This window comes from Gemmatimonadota bacterium (assembly GCA_016719105.1).
Taxonomy (GTDB): Bacteria; Gemmatimonadota; Gemmatimonadetes; order Gemmatimonadales; family Gemmatimonadaceae; genus SCN-70-22.
In genome coordinates, this window is sequence record JADKAQ010000047.1 from 1 (window position 1) to 15,602 (window position 15,602).

Below are 15,602 nucleotides of genomic sequence, written 5' to 3' on the forward strand. Positions count from 1 at the left end.
ACGTTAGGCGCTCACGTTCGACGACGTGCTCTCATGACTGCCCACCTCGGTTGCCAGAACGTCCACTTGTCGTCAATCTCGGGGTGAGTGCTCCGTGAGCGCGGAACGCGGGGGAACTGCCGGACGAGCGGTCATCCAACGCCCGCTTTCTGAAAGGCGCTTTGTCGCCAACGTAGAGGACCACTCTTCTGCTGGTGCCCATGCGCGTCGGACGCCTTCCCTACATCCGCTTGCTTCCTCTAGTGGCCGCCGTGGCCGCCGCTTGCGACGAGCCCACCAGTGATTCGCGACCGACGGTCGCCATCGAGGTCGCCACGGATCGCGCCGAGTACGATCGGGGCGCCAACCTGAACGCGGCCGGCCCGCTCGTCAGCATCCGCAATCGAGGCCAGCACTCCGTGTATGTCGCCCTCTGTGGCGAGACGGGCGCGGCCGCCGGCCTGCGTATCGAACGGGACGACGGGGCAGGATGGGTCGATCAGGGGCTGCCCTCCGGCCATTGCGCCCTCAGCGAGGCGGTCGGAACGAAGGAACTCTTCCCGGGCGACCAGCTCTCCAGCCGTTTCGTCTTCGTGCACGCCGGCCGGTTTCGCTTCCGGGTCCCACTGGGTCGAGTGGGCGGGACAGCGATGGACACCAGCGTCACGTCGAACGCCTTCTCCGTCCGGTAGCGAATCGTCCGCGCCGTCCTGACCCGACGCCGCCGTCCGGCGCCTAACTCACGCTGCAGCCGACAGCGGATCCGTTGAGCGCGCGCTTCGCGCGCTCTATTGCCCTCCGCTGCAGCTGAGCTCGAACGTTAGCCATCACAGCATGCTTTGTCGGCGCGTCCTGGTAATGAGCTTGGTGGGGGGCGCGGCGTGTGGCGCTGGCGACCATTCTCCCGCGTCCGACGCCGAATCACGTGCCTCGTCCATCGAGCGCGAGTTGCCGACGCTGCGCCGGGACAGCGGAACCGTGTTCGGGCTCTCCGCCGAGGGTGCGCACGTCGATGCGGCCTATCGCGGACCCCAGCTCCGACGCCTGGCGGCCCGCTTTCTCGGCGAGACCGGTCGCGCGCACGAAACGTACTACTTCGACTCCACGCTCTTTCTCGTGATCCGCCGCGACGAGTACTATGGTGCGCCGCTGAGCGGTAACGTGCGGGACTCGAATATCACGCGATACGATCTCACTCCCGGGGAGACTCCCAAGGCGCGCGCCGACAGTCTGAACGCCGAGGCCCGGGCGCTCTTGAACGCGTTGGCGACTCGCGTGAGATAGCAGCGACCACTCGCGTCCGTGATGTCTAACACCGCATGCAGCAGTCGGCCGATCTGTTGTACGCTCGCTTCGCTCGCTCTATTGCCATCGGCCGCAGCTGATGCTCAACGTTATGCGGCACACCAGCTTCGACGAACGAGCGAGCATACTCGGAGAGTACGATGAACACGACCAGCGCGCTAACAGTCCTACTGGTGATCGGCGGTCTATTCGGTACGCCGAGTCGCTCGTCTGCGCAGTCCGAAGACGCGGTTGCGAAGCAATTCGTGGGCATGTGGCGACTCGTATCTCAGCCACAGCGAATGGCTGATGGAAGCACAAAACAGGATCCGAAGAGTGCCGCCTATATCATCTATACCGACACGGGCCACATGTGCTACGTCGCCATGGATCCGAATCGGCCCAAATGGAACTCGGCAGGTAGTCCGACTCCTCAGGAAGCGCTGACTGGAGTCGCGGGATTCGGCGCGTACTGTGCCAGCGTGGAGATTCACGCGAAAGAGGGATTCGTGATCCATCGCGTGGAGATCGCGGGAACTCCTAATTTTGTCGGTCAGACTTGGAAGCGTTGGTTCACCTTCGATGGGCCGAATCGCGTTTCCCTGCGCGTCGATGGGCCATCGCCGCCCATGGTCGAGAACACACTGATTTGGGAGCGGGTTCAGAAGCGGTGAGATTTAGGGTACCTGTCCTCTCATCGGCAGAACAGGCGCGGCGTCCCAGCCCTGTTGCTCACAGCATAACGATGCTTGCTGCTGTCGACCGGAGTGCGGACGCTCGCTGCGCTCGCAATGATTTGACCGCTCGCAGCAGAAGCCAGCGTTAGGCATCACCCGACCTGTCCGACGATGGCGCGCGCGTCAGATCCGAACGCGCGACCACCGTGCAGCGACGGCGCGATTGAAGCCGTTGGGGCGCCCGTCCATTTGAGGGCGGCCCCCTGCCTCTTGAGCTGACGGGGCGTACATTCCGAACACCACCGACCCGAGCCCGCCCATGACCGTCGAGTTCACCGCTGTATCGCGAAGTCCCCGAAGGGTTTATCGCCTTTGTCGAGGAGCTTCCCGGGGCCAACACGCAGGGCGCCACCCTCGACGAGGCCCGGGAAAACCTGCGCGAAGCCGTCACCCTGGTCCTCGAGACCAACCGCGCCCTCGCCGAAGAAGACCTCGTCGGGACCACCGTCATTCGCGAACCGTTCCGCCTCTCGGCGTAGCCCCCGCGGCGTGAAACGCGTCGACCTCATTCGGCATCTGGAAGCGCAGGGCTGCCGCCTCCTCCGGGAAGGCGGCAGTCATTCCGTCTACCTCAATCCCGAGAAGCGGCGCGTCTCGACGGTCCCGCGACATCGCGAGGTCAACGACTTCCTGGCCCGCAAGATCTGTCGCGACCTCGAGATCGCCGAGCCGTGATGCCTAACACCGCATGCAGCGGTCAGCCGCACTGAGGTCTGCTCGCTGCGCTCGCTTGGTTGGATGCGGCTGCAGCTGATGCTCAACGTTAGACCGCAACAGACTCCAACGTGGGCGCCTTCTTCATCGACGATAGTGTGCATCGGCGAGCCGGCTTCATTGTCTGCGCTATCGTCTACACGGGGCGCGGCGTGACCGGACGCGTCAAAGCAGCCTTGCGCGGTGCCGGCTTGAGACCTGGGACCGATGAGTTCAAGAGCGGCGCCATCATGCAGGGTAAGCCACATCTCGCAGAACTGCGAGAACATCTCAGCGAGATCATCCACTCCTCCTGCCGGGTGGGACTGGTGGTCACCCCGCTTTCGGATAGACCTCAGCTCGGAGCGAGCGTTCTCGACGGCTTAGCTTGGATCCTAAGAGCCAACAAACTCGTACGTCGACGGGGTCGCATTTTTTCGGACACGGGGTTCTTCACCTCGGCCGCCTCGGGGAGTGCTGCTGCGCTAACTCGACCAGAATTGACCGGGAAGGTTCTGCACCCCGAGCAAGACTCGCGTCGAGTGGTTGGCATTCAGCTGGCTGATCTCGCGGCTCACACCTGTGCCACAATGCTACTGGACCAACTGGGGCACGTCACCAAGAAAGTCAAAGCGGGCGACAACTCCGGCTATGATCCCGATTGGGATCTGGAACTCGGTTTCAAGCTCTGGGCGACGATTCGATACGCCTTCTTTACGCGACGTGATCCTGAGCGCGCTTGGGATGATGCTGTCGCAGATGCGACGCCGAGTCTCTACATCGCGCCAAGCTGTTCCGAGAGCCTCCGTGATGCCGCCGTGGCGCGCTTCGGACAGGTGTACCTCGGTTGCATCCATTGAGCTAGTGTACCGCTGCGGTCTAACATGGGGTTGGAGCAGACAACAGGCGGGGCTGTCGGAACGCGGCTACGCCGCGTCGATTACACGCCTGTTGCTGCTCAACCCAGCCGTTAGCCGGACGCAGGACGCACTCTTCGAAGGGTCACCTACCTCGGCGGAGCGGATCGCTGGGACATGAACGCGCACCGTCGCATTGACGTCTCCTTCGACTTTCGGTCGGACACGCCAGGGTACCCGAAGAACGATCCGGACGCGCTGAGTCCGACCCTTAGACAGTACCATCAGTGGCTGTGGAGCAAGCCGTTACCGAGCGGGGTGCGGTTCGAACTCTCGGATGCCGCGCCTGGCGCCTATCTGTATCATCGGTCTACGGTTGGCGAGTTCTGGCTGGCGAGCGATGCGGTCATTCCCACTTTCCGGAAGGAGCCTCGACTCGCGCACATCTTCGAACAGAGCCCGGACGACCTAGCTGCGTTCATGCGAATCGGCTACACAATCGGCGGCATGATGCTGTTTCCGGGCAACCGCGTCGAAGGGAAGATGACGATCAACGGGGCACGCGGCTTCCATCCGCGCATCAAGGACCGCTTCGATCTCACGGTGGAGTGCATCCGGCGACACTACTGCCACGGGCAGAGTCCATTGAGTATCACACTCCAGCGATACGCGGGCTTCTTCGCATTGTTCGGCGACTTTCGAGGCTATGTTGAGTTCTTCCTGCTACAGGACCTTGTCACTGACGACAGCTCCGCCGTGCGGTTCTTCACGCCATTCCAGGACTTTACCACATCGCCGCTGCCATCGAGCCCGGAGGCCTACCGAGGGTATCGTCAGCGAGCCATCGAGTTCATCGAAGCCCGCAACCGCCGGATACTCCGATCGCTAGGCTCACCGAGCACCGGCTAACATCGCATGCAGCAGTCGACCGATCTGTTGTACCTTCGCTCCGCTCGCTCTATTTCGTTCGGCCGCAGCTGATGCTCAACGTTAGGCTGTCCGAGTCGTCGACTTATCGCCATCACCGTGCGAATCCTCGTCACCGTCCTCCTTGCAGCGCTTTCGCTTCTGGCCCGCGATGCACGCGCACAGCGGCGGCCGTCGACGCGTACGCTCGCGGTATCGGTCTGGGACTCGGCCTCGCACCGCCCGGTGACCGGCGCGCGTGTCTTCTTTGCCTCGCGCGAACAGTCGGCCGCGCTGACCAACAGCGCCGGGAGCGCGACGCTCGTCACTGAGAGCGATGCGGCCGAGACCATCGTGATTGTCGCCTCCGGCTTCACCCGCTATCAACGCGACCTCGGTCGCTGGGCCGAGGACTATCTCGCCATCGAAGTCCCGCTCCGGCCGGTGGTGCAACAACTCGCGGGAGTCGCCGTGACGGCCGCTGGCGCCACCACGCGGCCGACCGGACGTCTCGCGGACTTCGAACGCCGGCGGGACCTGGGAAAGGGGCGGTACATTCTCCGGGAAGAGATCGAGCGGCGCGGCAATACGCGCGCCTCCGACCTGTTCCGCGGCATGTCGGGACTCCGCGTCGTCGACAGCGCATCGAGCCGGCTGATCATTTCGTCTCGAGCCGCGCAGGCCTCCCTAGTGTCGCGGTCCGCCAACAACGACTGCGTCGTCCCCATCGCCGTGGACGGCGTGCTCAAGGAAGGCTCGTTTCAGCTCGATCTGCTGTCGCCGGCCGATATTCACGGCATTGAGGTCTATACGGGAATCGGTTCCATTCCGCCTGAGTTCTCGTCGATGCAGCGCAACGCCTGGTGCGGCCTCATTATTGTCTGGACCCGCGATCGCTAAGGACGGCTCGGGCTGGAGGCGCGGCGCGGTCAGCCTAACACGCGCTGCAGCAGACAGCGGCACATTGATTCGTGCGGCCTCCGGCCGCACTCTATAGCCTTCCGCTGCTGCTGAGCTGAAACGTTAGGCACTTGCCAGCATTTCTTCTCCGCTGTCCCACTCAATCGCTTCCATGTGGACTTGGCTTGCCGCGCAACAGGACGCGCTGACGGCAGTCGCATCGCTTCTGACCTCAGTTGCGATTGTCGTAGGCGGCGTTTGGGCGCTACGACAGTACTGGAAACGACGTGACCCTCATCCGAAGGCGCGGATCAGGCACTCCATCTCACACAGGCATCTCGACTCAGAGCGCCTGTGGCTGCGAGTCGAACTAACACTGGAGAATTGCGGCACCACCCTAATGCGCCTGAGCGCAGGACTGACGCGCGTAAGTCGGATTCTACCGTTGCTTGGCCCTCTGCCCGATCGCATGGAGCCTCCGTTTCGTCGAGAGCTGGCGTGGCCTCAAATAGGCGATGACGAGAAGGAGTGGACGACGCTGCAGATAGAACCTGGTGAATGCGACTCAGTTTCCTACGATTTTGTCCTCAGTGGCGACGTGAGAACGGTGCTCGTATACTCTCACGTGGACAATCAGTCTCAGGGCACGTCGCGCTTTGGCTGGCAAACTACAACCGTCTACGAGATCGATCACGATGACCGCATCGCGGAAGCGCCAGACAATCAAGGAACAACAGACGCCGAAGCCGCCGGTGCGAAGCCCCGACAGATCCAAGGACGCCACTCGACAGCAGGTAGTGAAGCCGCCGCCGAAGCCACCGATCAAAGGCAAATAGTTCGGCAGCTCCGAGAGACATAACTGACCTCTTCGTACAGTGCCTAACTCTAGTTGGAGCAGACGGCGGAACCTGCTCCACTTTGGTTGACACTTCCACCTAACTGAACTCGGAGGTGTCCCATGGCACGCGCGGGACCGCGGAAGACTCGGAAGTACAGCGAGGCGTTCAAGCTGACGGCGGTGCGGATGACGCAGCTCCCGGGCATGCAGGTGAAGACCGTGGCGGCGGGGCTCGACCTGCACCCCTTCATGCTGTCGCGCTGGCGGAAGGAAGTGCGCGATGGTGTGATTCGCGGGCGGTTGCCGCGTCGCGCGCCGTCGGGGCCGTCCCGCGAGCTGGCGCAGCTGCAAGCCCTCGAGCGCGCGCACGCGCTGCTACAGGAGGAGCACGACCTCCTAAAAAAAGCCATACGGTTCTGTTCCGTTCGAAGGCCGACGCGTTCGCCTTCATCGACACCCAGCGGGCCACGTACGCCGTGACGCGCCTGTGTCGGCGCTTTCGGGTGACCCCGGCGGGGTTCTATGCCTGGCGTCGTCGTCCCCGCAGCGCGCACGCGCAACAGGACCGGTTGCTCCTCACGGCGATCACCCGACTCTTCACGCGACACCACGGACGCTACGGCAGCCCGCGCATCCACCACCTGCTGCGGGGCGAGGCGTGGGTCGTGAGCCGGCGTCGCGTGGCGCGCCTGATGCGCACGGCGGGACTGCGGGCGAAAGCCGTACGAGGCTACCGCGGGAAAGTCGGCACCCACCGCTTCTACGACCAGCACCCGAATCGCGTGCGCGCGACGCGGGTGCAGCGCCCCAATCAGGTGTGGGTGGGCGACATCACCTATCTGGTCGTCGCCGGCGAGTGGCGCTATCTCGCCGTCGTGATGGATCGCTACTCGCGCCGTATCCTGGCGTGGACGCTTCGGCGGCGGCGCGATGCCAGCGTCACCCGGGCCGTGCTGCAGACCGCGGTGCGCCATCGGCGGCCGCCCGCGGGGCTGATCTTTCACAGCGACCGCGGCACGGAGTATCTCGCGGCGCCCTTTCGGGACACCTTGGTCGCCCTGGGCATCCAACAGAGTGCGTGCGTCAGCGGGCCGGGCGACAACGCCCATATGGAATCGTTCTTTCACTCGTTCAAGGCGGAAGTGGTACGCGGGGCCACTTTCGCCACCGAGGCGGCGCTCCGCCGCACGCTCCGGCACTTCTTCCGCTACTACAATCACACGCGCCTGCATTCGGCGCTTGGCTTTCGGTCGCCGGTTGACTACGAAGCCGGCGTGGCGTAACTCCCTAGCAAGTGTCAACGAAACTGGAGCAAGATCCCAGCGGATCTGTTGCACGCGCGCTGCGCGCGCTCTATTTCCTTCCGCTGCAGCTGAGCTCCAACGTTAACCCTCCGCCCGACCTGAGGGCGCATGTCTTGCGGGTGTATATGGCTGTCATATACGTTTCAGCATGCGTGATCCGCTTGCCGTCCTCGCGCTCGCGACCGGATTCCAATGGGACGCCGGCAACGACACCAAGAACTGGACGAAGCACTCGGTCACATCCGCCGAGTGTGAGGAGCTGTTCTTCCACCAACCCCTTGTCGTGCAAGTGGACCGCGCACACTCGGGACGGGAAGCGCGCTATGCCGCCCTGGGCCAGACGGCGGCCGGCCGCCGTCTCTTCCTGGTGTTTACGCTCCGTGAAACGCTCATCCGTGTAATCTCTGCCCGGCCGATGAGCCGGCGCGAACGGGAGGTGTATCGCCGTGCCGAAGCCGACGAAGGCCAAGAAGACGATCAAGCCAGTGCCGACGCATAAGTCCGAGGCGGCCGAACGGGCCTTCTGGGACGCTGCCGATTCCGTCGACTACCTCGACTGGTCGCAAGCCCAGCGCGTCCGGCTCCCCGCGTTGAAGCCGTCGACCACCACCATCTCCCTCCGGCTGCCCGATGGCATGTTGGACGCGCTCAAGGTGCTCGCGAACGAGCGCGATGTTCCGTATCAGAGCTTGCTCAAAGTCTTCCTCGCCGAACGCCTCGCCGCCGAACGGGGGCGCAAGCGGCGCGCCAGCTGAGGGTTAACATCGCATGCAGCAGTCAGCCGCGTTGGTGTGCTCGCTGCGCTCGCTTGATGTGATGCGGCTGCAGCTGATGCTCAACGTTGAGGGTGTAGGATAAGCCCACTTCGAAGGCCGATGGGCGCGCGATACGCGATACCACGACGGGCAGGTGGGTCGGGCGGCCCGTGATGCGTTCGCCGGTGCCTCACGGTCCTCGTGGGGCGCCAAGGGGCGCGCCTCCGCCCCGTTAGGCGGCGTATCCGGCGTGGGCCAGCTTCTCGATATTGTGGACTAGGCAGAAGAGCTTCCACTGCCCTTCGACCTTCGCGCGGCCTCGGAGCGTGAAGCGTGCGAGCCCCTTGTTGTGCCGGAGGTTTGCGAAGACCGGCTCCACCGTGGCGAAGCGCCGCCCGTACTGGGCGCGGCCCTCCGGGGTGTCCACGCGCCGTTGCATCTGCCGGGTGTAGCTCTCAGGCCGACCGGGTGCGGGCCCGTCGAAGAACATCACCTGCCGCGTCTCGGTCCGATCGGGCGTGCGCAGGCAGCGTGTGCGATGTGCACACGGCACGCAGTCCCGCTTCGCGCCGCGGAATTGCGCGCCGCGGTAGCCCTTGATCACGAGATCCTTCCCCTTCCGATAGAGCGACTTGCCCGCGGGGCAGACACAGGTGCGCGCGAGGGGATCGAAGGTGAAGTCGCTGGGCAGATACCGCGGCAGGCTCGTCGGGACGCGCGACTTGTCGTGCAAGGGATCGGGGCCCTGTTGATGGCGTGCCTGCGTGGCGAAGCGTTCATCCCGCGCCCGCATGCCGTTGTCGGCGATCAGCGCGGGACGGTCCTGGATCGCCAGCGCGCGCAGGTTCGCTTCACTGTGGTAGCCGGCGTCCGCGGTGATCAGCGTCGTCGCCGTGCACTGCGGCACGAGGGCCGCGACGACCGGCAGCAGCAGCTCCTGCTCCGTCCCGGTGCCATGCGCCTGCGCGTCGACGATGATCTGGGCCTTCGCGTCGACCGCCGCGACGGCGGTGTAGCCCCTGCACCACGCCCTTGCCCGTGGCCATCTTTGCGCTGTCGGGATCCGTGCGGTTGCTCAGGCGCACCGCGCCTTGGCACTGCGCCGGTCGTCGGGGTGCGCCGCGAGCCACGCCCGCAGCTGCGCCGCGTCGCGCTCGAGGCGCGCGAGGCGCTCGGCGTCCCGCGTCCGCCGCGACGTCGGCGGCCCGTCGGGCGGAGTGGGCGGTCCGTCGTCGGTCGCGTCCGTCGCCTGATGGCGCGCGAGCATGCGGGCCGCCGCGGCCTCCAGCTTCTCCGCCTGCCGTTCGAAGTCGGCGCGCTTCCCGCTGCGCCGCTTCGACGCATTGCTCGGCAGCTTCACGCCGTCGATCGCGAACATCTCGCGGCCGATCAGCCCCTGTTGGTCGCACACCGCGAGGACGGCCGCGAAGACGTGGGCGATGTCCGGGCCGAGGCCGCTCACGAACGCGGCGATCGTGGTGAAGTGCGGGGTGCGCGTCCCGCAGAGTGCGATGAACGTCACGTGGTCCTCGCACAGTCGCGCGATCGCCCGGCTGCTGACGATGCCGCGCGCGTAGGCACACAGCACCACCTTGAGCAACACCGCTGGGGGGTAGGCCGGCGCACCGGTGACGTCGTTCCGAAACCGGACGTCGAAACGGGACAGGTCGATCGCGTGATCGAGCAAGTGATCGACCGCGTGCTCGAAGGTGCCGGGGAGGAGCTGCGCGGCCAGGTTCACCGGGAGCAGCCGGGGGTTGGTGTCGATCACCTTGTAGCGGGCCATGGGATCTCGACGCAGAGAAGGGCGACGCACAGATTCGCTATCAGCCCAAACCCGAGGCGCGACCCCAAGTTCCGTTTCCACATGGCGGGCGCTGCGGGACTTTTCCTACAGCTTCGTTAGATGACAACACACATGATTGATCATTGCGATGCACGGCGTACCGCCTGATCTCGACCTTCCGGGCTTCCTGGGTGCGACGATCGAGCGCATCGATCTCGGCCAGTTCATACTTCATTTTCACTTCGCCGCCGCCGATTCGCCGCGTGTCATCGGCGTCGAGGGTGACTGGGAGTTGCGCGCACCGAACGGTGCGCTGCTCGACCATCAGATGGAGCCGGCGATCCGGGAGGCGTATCGGCTGCACTTGTTGCTCGGTAAGGCCGTCACCGGACACATCGTGCATGCGCCGTTGTCCTTCACACTCGCGTTCGAATCGGGTCACACCCTACGGATCTTCGATAGATCGCGCGAGTACGAGAGCTTTTCGATTGAGCCACCCGGCATCTACATCTAGTCAGGGAGACCTTCGCCGGAGGCTGGTAGCACCAAATTCTACCGCTGACGCAGGCGCGCACCCCGCTACGCGCTCCCACGTTCATGTTCATCGCGCATGTCATCTAACGGGCGCTGCACCAGACGGGCGGTCTGTGGTTGCGCGGCCTACGGCCGCGCTTCTATTTGATCCGCCCGCAGGTGAGCTTGGGCGTTATCCCGCTGACCTGATCATTTCGTGAAGCGACTCTTCATACCTACCTTCGGCGCGTCCGACTGGCGTCGCCTCCTCGCGGACCCTGAGCGGCAATGGCGCGCAACGAAGTCGGCGTACGAGGCGGCCGTGGCGTGGGAATCAGCCCGACGCTCACCGCGAGGGTTGCCTCCAGCGATCGCCCAGGTGCTTGATTCGAGCGCAGCGTTCCGCGACGCCTCCTTGCTCCTCGGCATTCCGGAACACCAGGTGACGCTTGCGGGTGGCGGCCACAGTTCCCAAACCGATTTCTGGGCGCTTCTTGACGCACCGTCGATCGGTGTATCCTCCATGGCCATTGAGTCGAAAGCAGGCGAACCGTTCGACGCTTTGGTCAGCGAGTGGCTGAAAGACGCGAAGCCCACCAGTGGCAAGCCGGCGCGCCTGCAGCAGCTCTGCGATATACTCGGCATGTCCGAGGTCGATGCTCGTACGTGCCGCTATCAGTTGTTGCATCGACCCGTCGCGGCGATCCTAGAGGCGCGGCGCTTTCGTGTCTCCAACGCGCTCTTCTTGGTTCACGCGTTCGGCGACAACTCCGACTCGTTCGCCGAATTCAAGCACTGGGCGCGGATTCTCGGCGTAGATGCTTCGGACGGGGTAGTCGTGCCGGCGGGCGAGCGCGGAGGCGTCACACTCTGGCTCGGCTGGTGCAGCGCCCCCGTGGCGAACGACCAGGAGATCCGCGACGCGGTATAACATCGCCTGCAGCAGTCAGCCGCTTGGGTCGCGCGCTCCGCGCGCTCTATTTCGTGCGGCTGCAGCTGAGGCTTACGTTAGGCGGCGACACGCCGCGAGGCGACACGCCGCGGCTGACCTCCGGCGTGCGCCGGGATATTCAGGCGCGATGTTGCCGTGCGGCCCGGATGTCGCCCCATCGTCCGAAACGTCGCACCCACGCCCCCGACCGTCACGCGCAACCGCCGGAACGCCGCGTATCCTGGGCGCCCCGCTTCGCTTCTGCTACTGGGGCGACGCGGGGCGGGGCTCGACGCTCTGGAGCTTCGCGGCGGTGGCCGTGGAGCGAGTCCAGGCGGGCCGGTCGAGGTACTTGCCCTGCCGCGCCACACCAACCACCCGCTGCGTGTTGGCGATGTCCGTCAGCGGGTCCGCGTCCACGAGGAAGAGGTCCGCCGACTTCCCGGTCTCGATCGTTCCCGTCTCCTTTCCCAGCCCCACCATCTCGGCGGACCGGCGCGACGCCGCCTGGATCGCCTCGTGCGGCGTCATTCCCACCTGCTTCACCAGCTCCGCCACCTCCTCCTGCGCGCTCGAGCCTGGGAAGAGGAACTGCACGGTGAAGTCCGTGCCGGGAAGAACCGGGACGCCGGCCTTGTGGAAGCGGCGGAGCATCTCCACTTCCCCCGCAAAGTCGAACTGCGCCGCACCACCCGCCTTCCGGTAGCTGGCGAGCAGCGCGATCATGGCGTCCCACGCCGACCAGAGCTGCGGTGTGACGAGACGGGCGCGGGGGTCCGCATGCGCCTGCACGAGCCGGATCGAGTCGGCCCCGGAGCGGCATCCCTGGAGAAGTCCCCACCACCAGCGTCGGCACGAACCCCAGCCCGCTCTGCTTCACGATCGCGACGAGCGAGTCCCGACCGGCCGGGGTCATCGCCCGGAACGCGGCCGCCACGCCAGGCCATCCCAGGTGCTCGATCGTCGCCTGCCCCGACTCCGCCACCTCGCGCATCGTGACTTTCTCGCCCGGGGGAAAGTGCCCGGCCACGCGCAGCCCCGCCTTCTTCGCCTCGTCGAGCACTGCGAAGAAGACCTCGCGCTTGAGCGGCGTGTGGTGCTTGATGAGGTCGGGCTTGAGCGCCGCCAGCTCACGCACCGTGGCCCGCGCCTCGTCGGCAGACTTCACGTAGACGCGGTCCCCCTGTGCGAACGCGTCGATGGGAGGCGGGCTCGCCTTGAGCAGCGGCTCGATTTCCGCGGCCTCGACCATCTTCCCGGCCGCGATGATGCGCGGCGCGAGGAGCGCCCCGGAGGCCGCCGCCTGCCGAATGCGATCGATCTCCGGCATCGGCGTGTCGAGCTCACGGATCCCCAGGATACCGTTGGCCACGAAGGCGGGAAGCACGTCCGGCGTACCGAAGTGCAGGTGCGCGTGGAGGTCCCAGAAGCCGGGGAGGAGGTACTTCCCCGTCCCGTCCACCTCGCGGGCCCCCGCAGGCACGCGCACCTCGTCGCTAGGGCCGATCCGGCCGATGCGCTCCCCGTCGATGAGCACCGTCTGGTCCCGCCGCGGCTCGGCACCGGTGCCGCCGATCACGGTCACATGGGTGATCGCGACTGTCGCGCGGTCGGCCGTCCTCGCGATCGCAGGCCGACGACGTGAGGACCACCGCCGCGGTCGCGGCGAGGAGGCAGCGGGTGCTTCGGTTCATGGCGGGCGTTGACGCGTTACGTGGGGCGCGGCCGAGAGGCGGGCGTGGCAACCGCGCGATGCCGGCAGATTATCGCGCCATGTCGGGTGCCCGGCCAGTCTCAGGGTCGGTTCGCGCTCAGGCAGTCGTCGCGCTCCACGTAGCGACTCACGGATGCCTACTTCAGAACGCGTTGGCGGCCACGAAGCCCGCCACCGCTTGCCACCATGCCGACTGCCCCTGCCCCTGCCCCTGCATGGTGGCGGCGCACAGCGAAATGCCGAGATACGTCAGCGAGGGAATCGGCGACTTCTTCTGGCGCAGATCGAAGACGAGCCACACGAGGGGCAGCACAAGGAAGGACAGTCCCAGCAACGGACCTGCGATCTGCGGCGGCAGATGCGCAAATGCGAATCGTCCAAGACCAGGCCCCATCATGATCAGGCCAATGCAGGTGAAGAAACGCATGTGCCATTCCGGCCGCTTGCGATACGCGATACCCAGCGCATACAGGATGCCGATGTACACCACATCCGGGAGACCGGTGCGACTGAGCGCCGCCAGCGCATTGTGTTGGAGCGCCCGCTGCAGAAGCCGGCGCTGGGCCGCAGCCGGACGGTGGAGCCACCGGTAGTCACGCTTGCCGTGATCACGCGCGGCGTTACTATTCGGCATGATCGTGTCGTTCCGTTAAGCTGAGTCCTCAATGTCCGCGCGCAAGCCCGTCACCCCTGGGGAGCTCCTGCTGGAAGAGTTCCTCGTCCCGATGCAGCTCTCCCAGTACCGCCTCGCCAAGGAGATCGGCGTGCCCGCCCAGCGCATCGGGGAGATCATCGCCGGCCGCCGCGCCATCACCGCCGACACCGACCTCCGCCTGCCGGTTCTTCGGGCTCGAACGGCTACCGGTTGCGCGCGCAGGCCGCGCACGACACCGAGGTGGCGGCGAAGGCGCTCGCGCCCGTGCTGCGGCGCATCAAGCCGTGGGCCGGGAGAGTCGCATCGGCGCGCACGCTCGGCCCAACTGGGCGTTAGGCGGCGGATTACACGACACCAGCCATCGGAGATTGTTGTGCAGACAGTTCAACGCGTCGTGATGGCATCGCTCATCGTTGCGGCTGGGGCATTGGGCGGCCGCTACCTTCTCGCGGATGCTGCGGTGCCCGTCGTGCGCGCTCAAACGACAGCGCTGATCGGCACCTGGCGCCTCGTTGAGTTTTGGGACCGTGAAACGCCATCGAGCCGGTTGGTGTATCGGTATGGCCAGAAACCGACGGGCTACTTCACGTACGATCCGGACGGACACGGTCGATTCAGATCATGCGCGGCCCGAGCACCTTCCGCGTGGATAGTGCCCGAGGCGAGCAGTGGTTCGAGACGGCGACGCCTGAAGAACCCGCGCGCCACCGAGGACTACCGGGCGTACTTTGGCACGTATGTCGTCGACGGCGCAGAGCGCTGTCGTGCATAAGGTGGAGGAGACTCCCGCGGCCTGTATACCGGCACGGACCAGCGACGACAGTATCGCCCTCTGGCGACACGCTCGTCATCGGCAACAGTACAACATCTCATCGTTTACTCGTTCGCGTGCGGTAAGCGCATTGCCCCCGCTGCCTACCCAACGGTTGCAGAAGACAACCGTGCGATTGAGTGTTCGCTCCGCTCGCTTGATTGAAGCGACTGATTCTGAACCGTGACGTGATACCGACTTTGAGGAAGCACATGGCGAAACGGAACGGCCACAGTAGTCGACGTGAGTTCGTCGAAGATGTCGGCAAGCTCGCTTCCCTGGCGTTCATCCCTCCCGCCGTCAGTAGTGGGCTGCCCAGGCCCCTCGCTGCGTCGGAGGCATCGGCGCAGTCAGCTACGTGGGACCTGTCCTGGATTGCGCGGCTCACGGATCGCCACCGACCGCGCCGTCTTCGATTGGCCCACCATGGGTGATCCCGCCGATCCGACCATCCTGCAGTTCGCGGGACGCTATCTCGACAACTGCCGCGCCGTGTATCCGAGCGGGTCATACGTCGTCGCGTGGGTGTTCAACATTCGCACCTGGCCCGCCGGCAGCCCTCAACGACGAGACGTGGGCCCGCTTCGAACTCGGGAACCGAGTATGGGGTCAAGGACCCCACCACGCAGCAACCCGCGACGCGCAATCCGTTCTGGCACCGAATAACTGAGTCCCGTCCCGATTACGTGATGCCGACGCTGAAGGACTCTTCGACGGCGGTGGGTTCGGTCTCGTTCGCGACTTCCCCGCGCTTGGACTCTTGGCGCGCCGTCTGGCACCAAGCGTGGCACGGACGCCTCGGCGGTACACGCCGCCCTGCGGGCCGGGCTCGTCCCGCACGCCTATGCCGCGCCCTCCGGCGCGTTTGGACTGGCCCGGGCACAGAACGCGGGATGCGCCTACATGCGGTTCCAGGTGCACCAGCGGGAAGGCCGGCTT

Annotated in this window: 16 protein-coding genes and 2 pseudogenes; 15 read left to right on the forward strand and 3 right to left on the reverse strand. The window is 65.5% G+C overall.

From position 1 onward, the window contains the following. Positions 1–200: 200 nt before the first annotated feature. The 10 genes from IPN47_27680 to IPN47_27725 all read left to right on the forward strand — a co-directional run bounded on the left by IPN47_27680 (position 201) and on the right by IPN47_27725 (position 8,253). Positions 201–671 (forward strand): hypothetical protein, encoded by a 471-nt coding sequence (locus IPN47_27680; GenBank protein ID MBK9411762.1) that lies wholly within the window; start codon positions 201–203, stop codon positions 669–671. Between the two features lie 256 nt (positions 672–927). After that, positions 928–1,263, forward strand: a complete 336-nt coding sequence (locus tag IPN47_27685; GenBank protein MBK9411763.1) for a hypothetical protein — start codon at positions 928–930, stop codon at positions 1,261–1,263. Between the two features lie 161 nt (positions 1,264–1,424). Continuing rightward, positions 1,425–1,937 carry a lipocalin-like domain-containing protein gene (locus IPN47_27690; protein ID MBK9411764.1) on the forward strand — a complete coding sequence of 171 codons (513 nt, stop codon included), beginning with the start codon at positions 1,425–1,427 and terminating at the stop codon, positions 1,935–1,937. 552 nt (positions 1,938–2,489) lie between these two features. After that, on the forward strand, positions 2,490–2,675 hold the full coding sequence (locus IPN47_27695; protein MBK9411765.1) for a type II toxin-antitoxin system HicA family toxin: 186 nt from the start codon (positions 2,490–2,492) through the stop codon (positions 2,673–2,675). Between the two features lie 110 nt (positions 2,676–2,785). After that, positions 2,786–3,553 carry a hypothetical protein gene (locus tag IPN47_27700; GenBank protein ID MBK9411766.1) on the forward strand — a complete coding sequence of 256 codons (768 nt, stop codon included), beginning with the start codon at positions 2,786–2,788 and terminating at the stop codon, positions 3,551–3,553. Positions 3,554–3,727: 174 nt separating this feature from the next. Beyond that, positions 3,728–4,459: a hypothetical protein gene (locus tag IPN47_27705; GenBank protein MBK9411767.1), complete on the forward strand. Its 732-nt coding sequence runs from the start codon at positions 3,728–3,730 to the stop codon at positions 4,457–4,459. A gap of 243 nt (positions 4,460–4,702) precedes the next feature. Then, positions 4,703–5,356 carry a Plug domain-containing protein gene (locus tag IPN47_27710; protein MBK9411768.1) on the forward strand — a complete coding sequence of 218 codons (654 nt, stop codon included), beginning with the start codon at positions 4,703–4,705 and terminating at the stop codon, positions 5,354–5,356. Positions 5,357–6,307: 951 nt separating this feature from the next. Then, positions 6,308–7,477 carry an IS3 family transposase gene (locus tag IPN47_27715; GenBank protein ID MBK9411769.1) on the forward strand — a complete coding sequence of 390 codons (1,170 nt, stop codon included), beginning with the start codon at positions 6,308–6,310 and terminating at the stop codon, positions 7,475–7,477. A 169-nt stretch (positions 7,478–7,646) separates the two neighbouring features. Continuing rightward, positions 7,647–7,997 (forward strand): BrnT family toxin, encoded by a 351-nt coding sequence (locus tag IPN47_27720; GenBank protein ID MBK9411770.1) that lies wholly within the window; start codon positions 7,647–7,649, stop codon positions 7,995–7,997. Next, positions 7,945–8,253 carry a BrnA antitoxin family protein gene (locus tag IPN47_27725; protein ID MBK9411771.1) on the forward strand — a complete coding sequence of 103 codons (309 nt, stop codon included), beginning with the start codon at positions 7,945–7,947 and terminating at the stop codon, positions 8,251–8,253. Before IPN47_27720 ends, IPN47_27725 begins: the two co-directional genes overlap by 53 nt. 232 nt (positions 8,254–8,485) lie before the next feature. Here the strand turns inward: IPN47_27725 and IPN47_27730 are convergent. Further along, positions 8,486–10,039 (reverse strand): annotated as a pseudogene (locus IPN47_27730) (transposase). Between the two features lie 136 nt (positions 10,040–10,175). Here IPN47_27730 and IPN47_27735 point away from each other — a divergent pair. Both IPN47_27735 and IPN47_27740 read left to right on the forward strand, forming a co-directional pair. Then, positions 10,176–10,553, forward strand: coding sequence for a hypothetical protein (locus tag IPN47_27735; protein ID MBK9411772.1), 378 nt, complete (start codon positions 10,176–10,178; stop codon positions 10,551–10,553). Between the two features lie 216 nt (positions 10,554–10,769). Beyond that, positions 10,770–11,483, forward strand: a complete 714-nt coding sequence (locus IPN47_27740) for a hypothetical protein (GenBank protein ID MBK9411773.1) — start codon at positions 10,770–10,772, stop codon at positions 11,481–11,483. Positions 11,484–11,747: 264 nt separating this feature from the next. Here the strand turns inward: IPN47_27740 and IPN47_27745 are convergent, their stop codons facing one another. Next, a complete protein-coding gene (locus IPN47_27745; protein MBK9411774.1) occupies positions 11,748–12,275 on the reverse strand; it encodes an amidohydrolase family protein in 528 nt (175 codons plus the stop codon). Between the two features lie 160 nt (positions 12,276–12,435). Here IPN47_27745 and IPN47_27750 point away from each other — a divergent pair, with 160 nt between their 5' ends. Further along, entirely contained in the window at positions 12,436–13,128 is a 693-nt protein-coding gene (locus tag IPN47_27750) for a hypothetical protein (GenBank protein MBK9411775.1), read from the forward strand. 211 nt (positions 13,129–13,339) lie between these two features. Here the strand turns inward: IPN47_27750 and IPN47_27755 are convergent, their stop codons facing one another. Then, positions 13,340–13,831 carry a hypothetical protein gene (locus IPN47_27755; protein MBK9411776.1) on the reverse strand — a complete coding sequence of 164 codons (492 nt, stop codon included), beginning with the start codon at positions 13,829–13,831 and terminating at the stop codon, positions 13,340–13,342. A 31-nt stretch (positions 13,832–13,862) separates the two neighbouring features. Here IPN47_27755 and IPN47_27760 point away from each other — a divergent pair. Next, positions 13,863–14,188 (forward strand): annotated as a pseudogene (locus tag IPN47_27760) (HigA family addiction module antidote protein). Between the two features lie 61 nt (positions 14,189–14,249). Beyond that, positions 14,250–14,624: a lipocalin-like domain-containing protein gene (locus tag IPN47_27765; protein ID MBK9411777.1), complete on the forward strand. Its 375-nt coding sequence runs from the start codon at positions 14,250–14,252 to the stop codon at positions 14,622–14,624. The last annotated feature ends 978 nt before the right edge of the window (positions 14,625–15,602 follow it).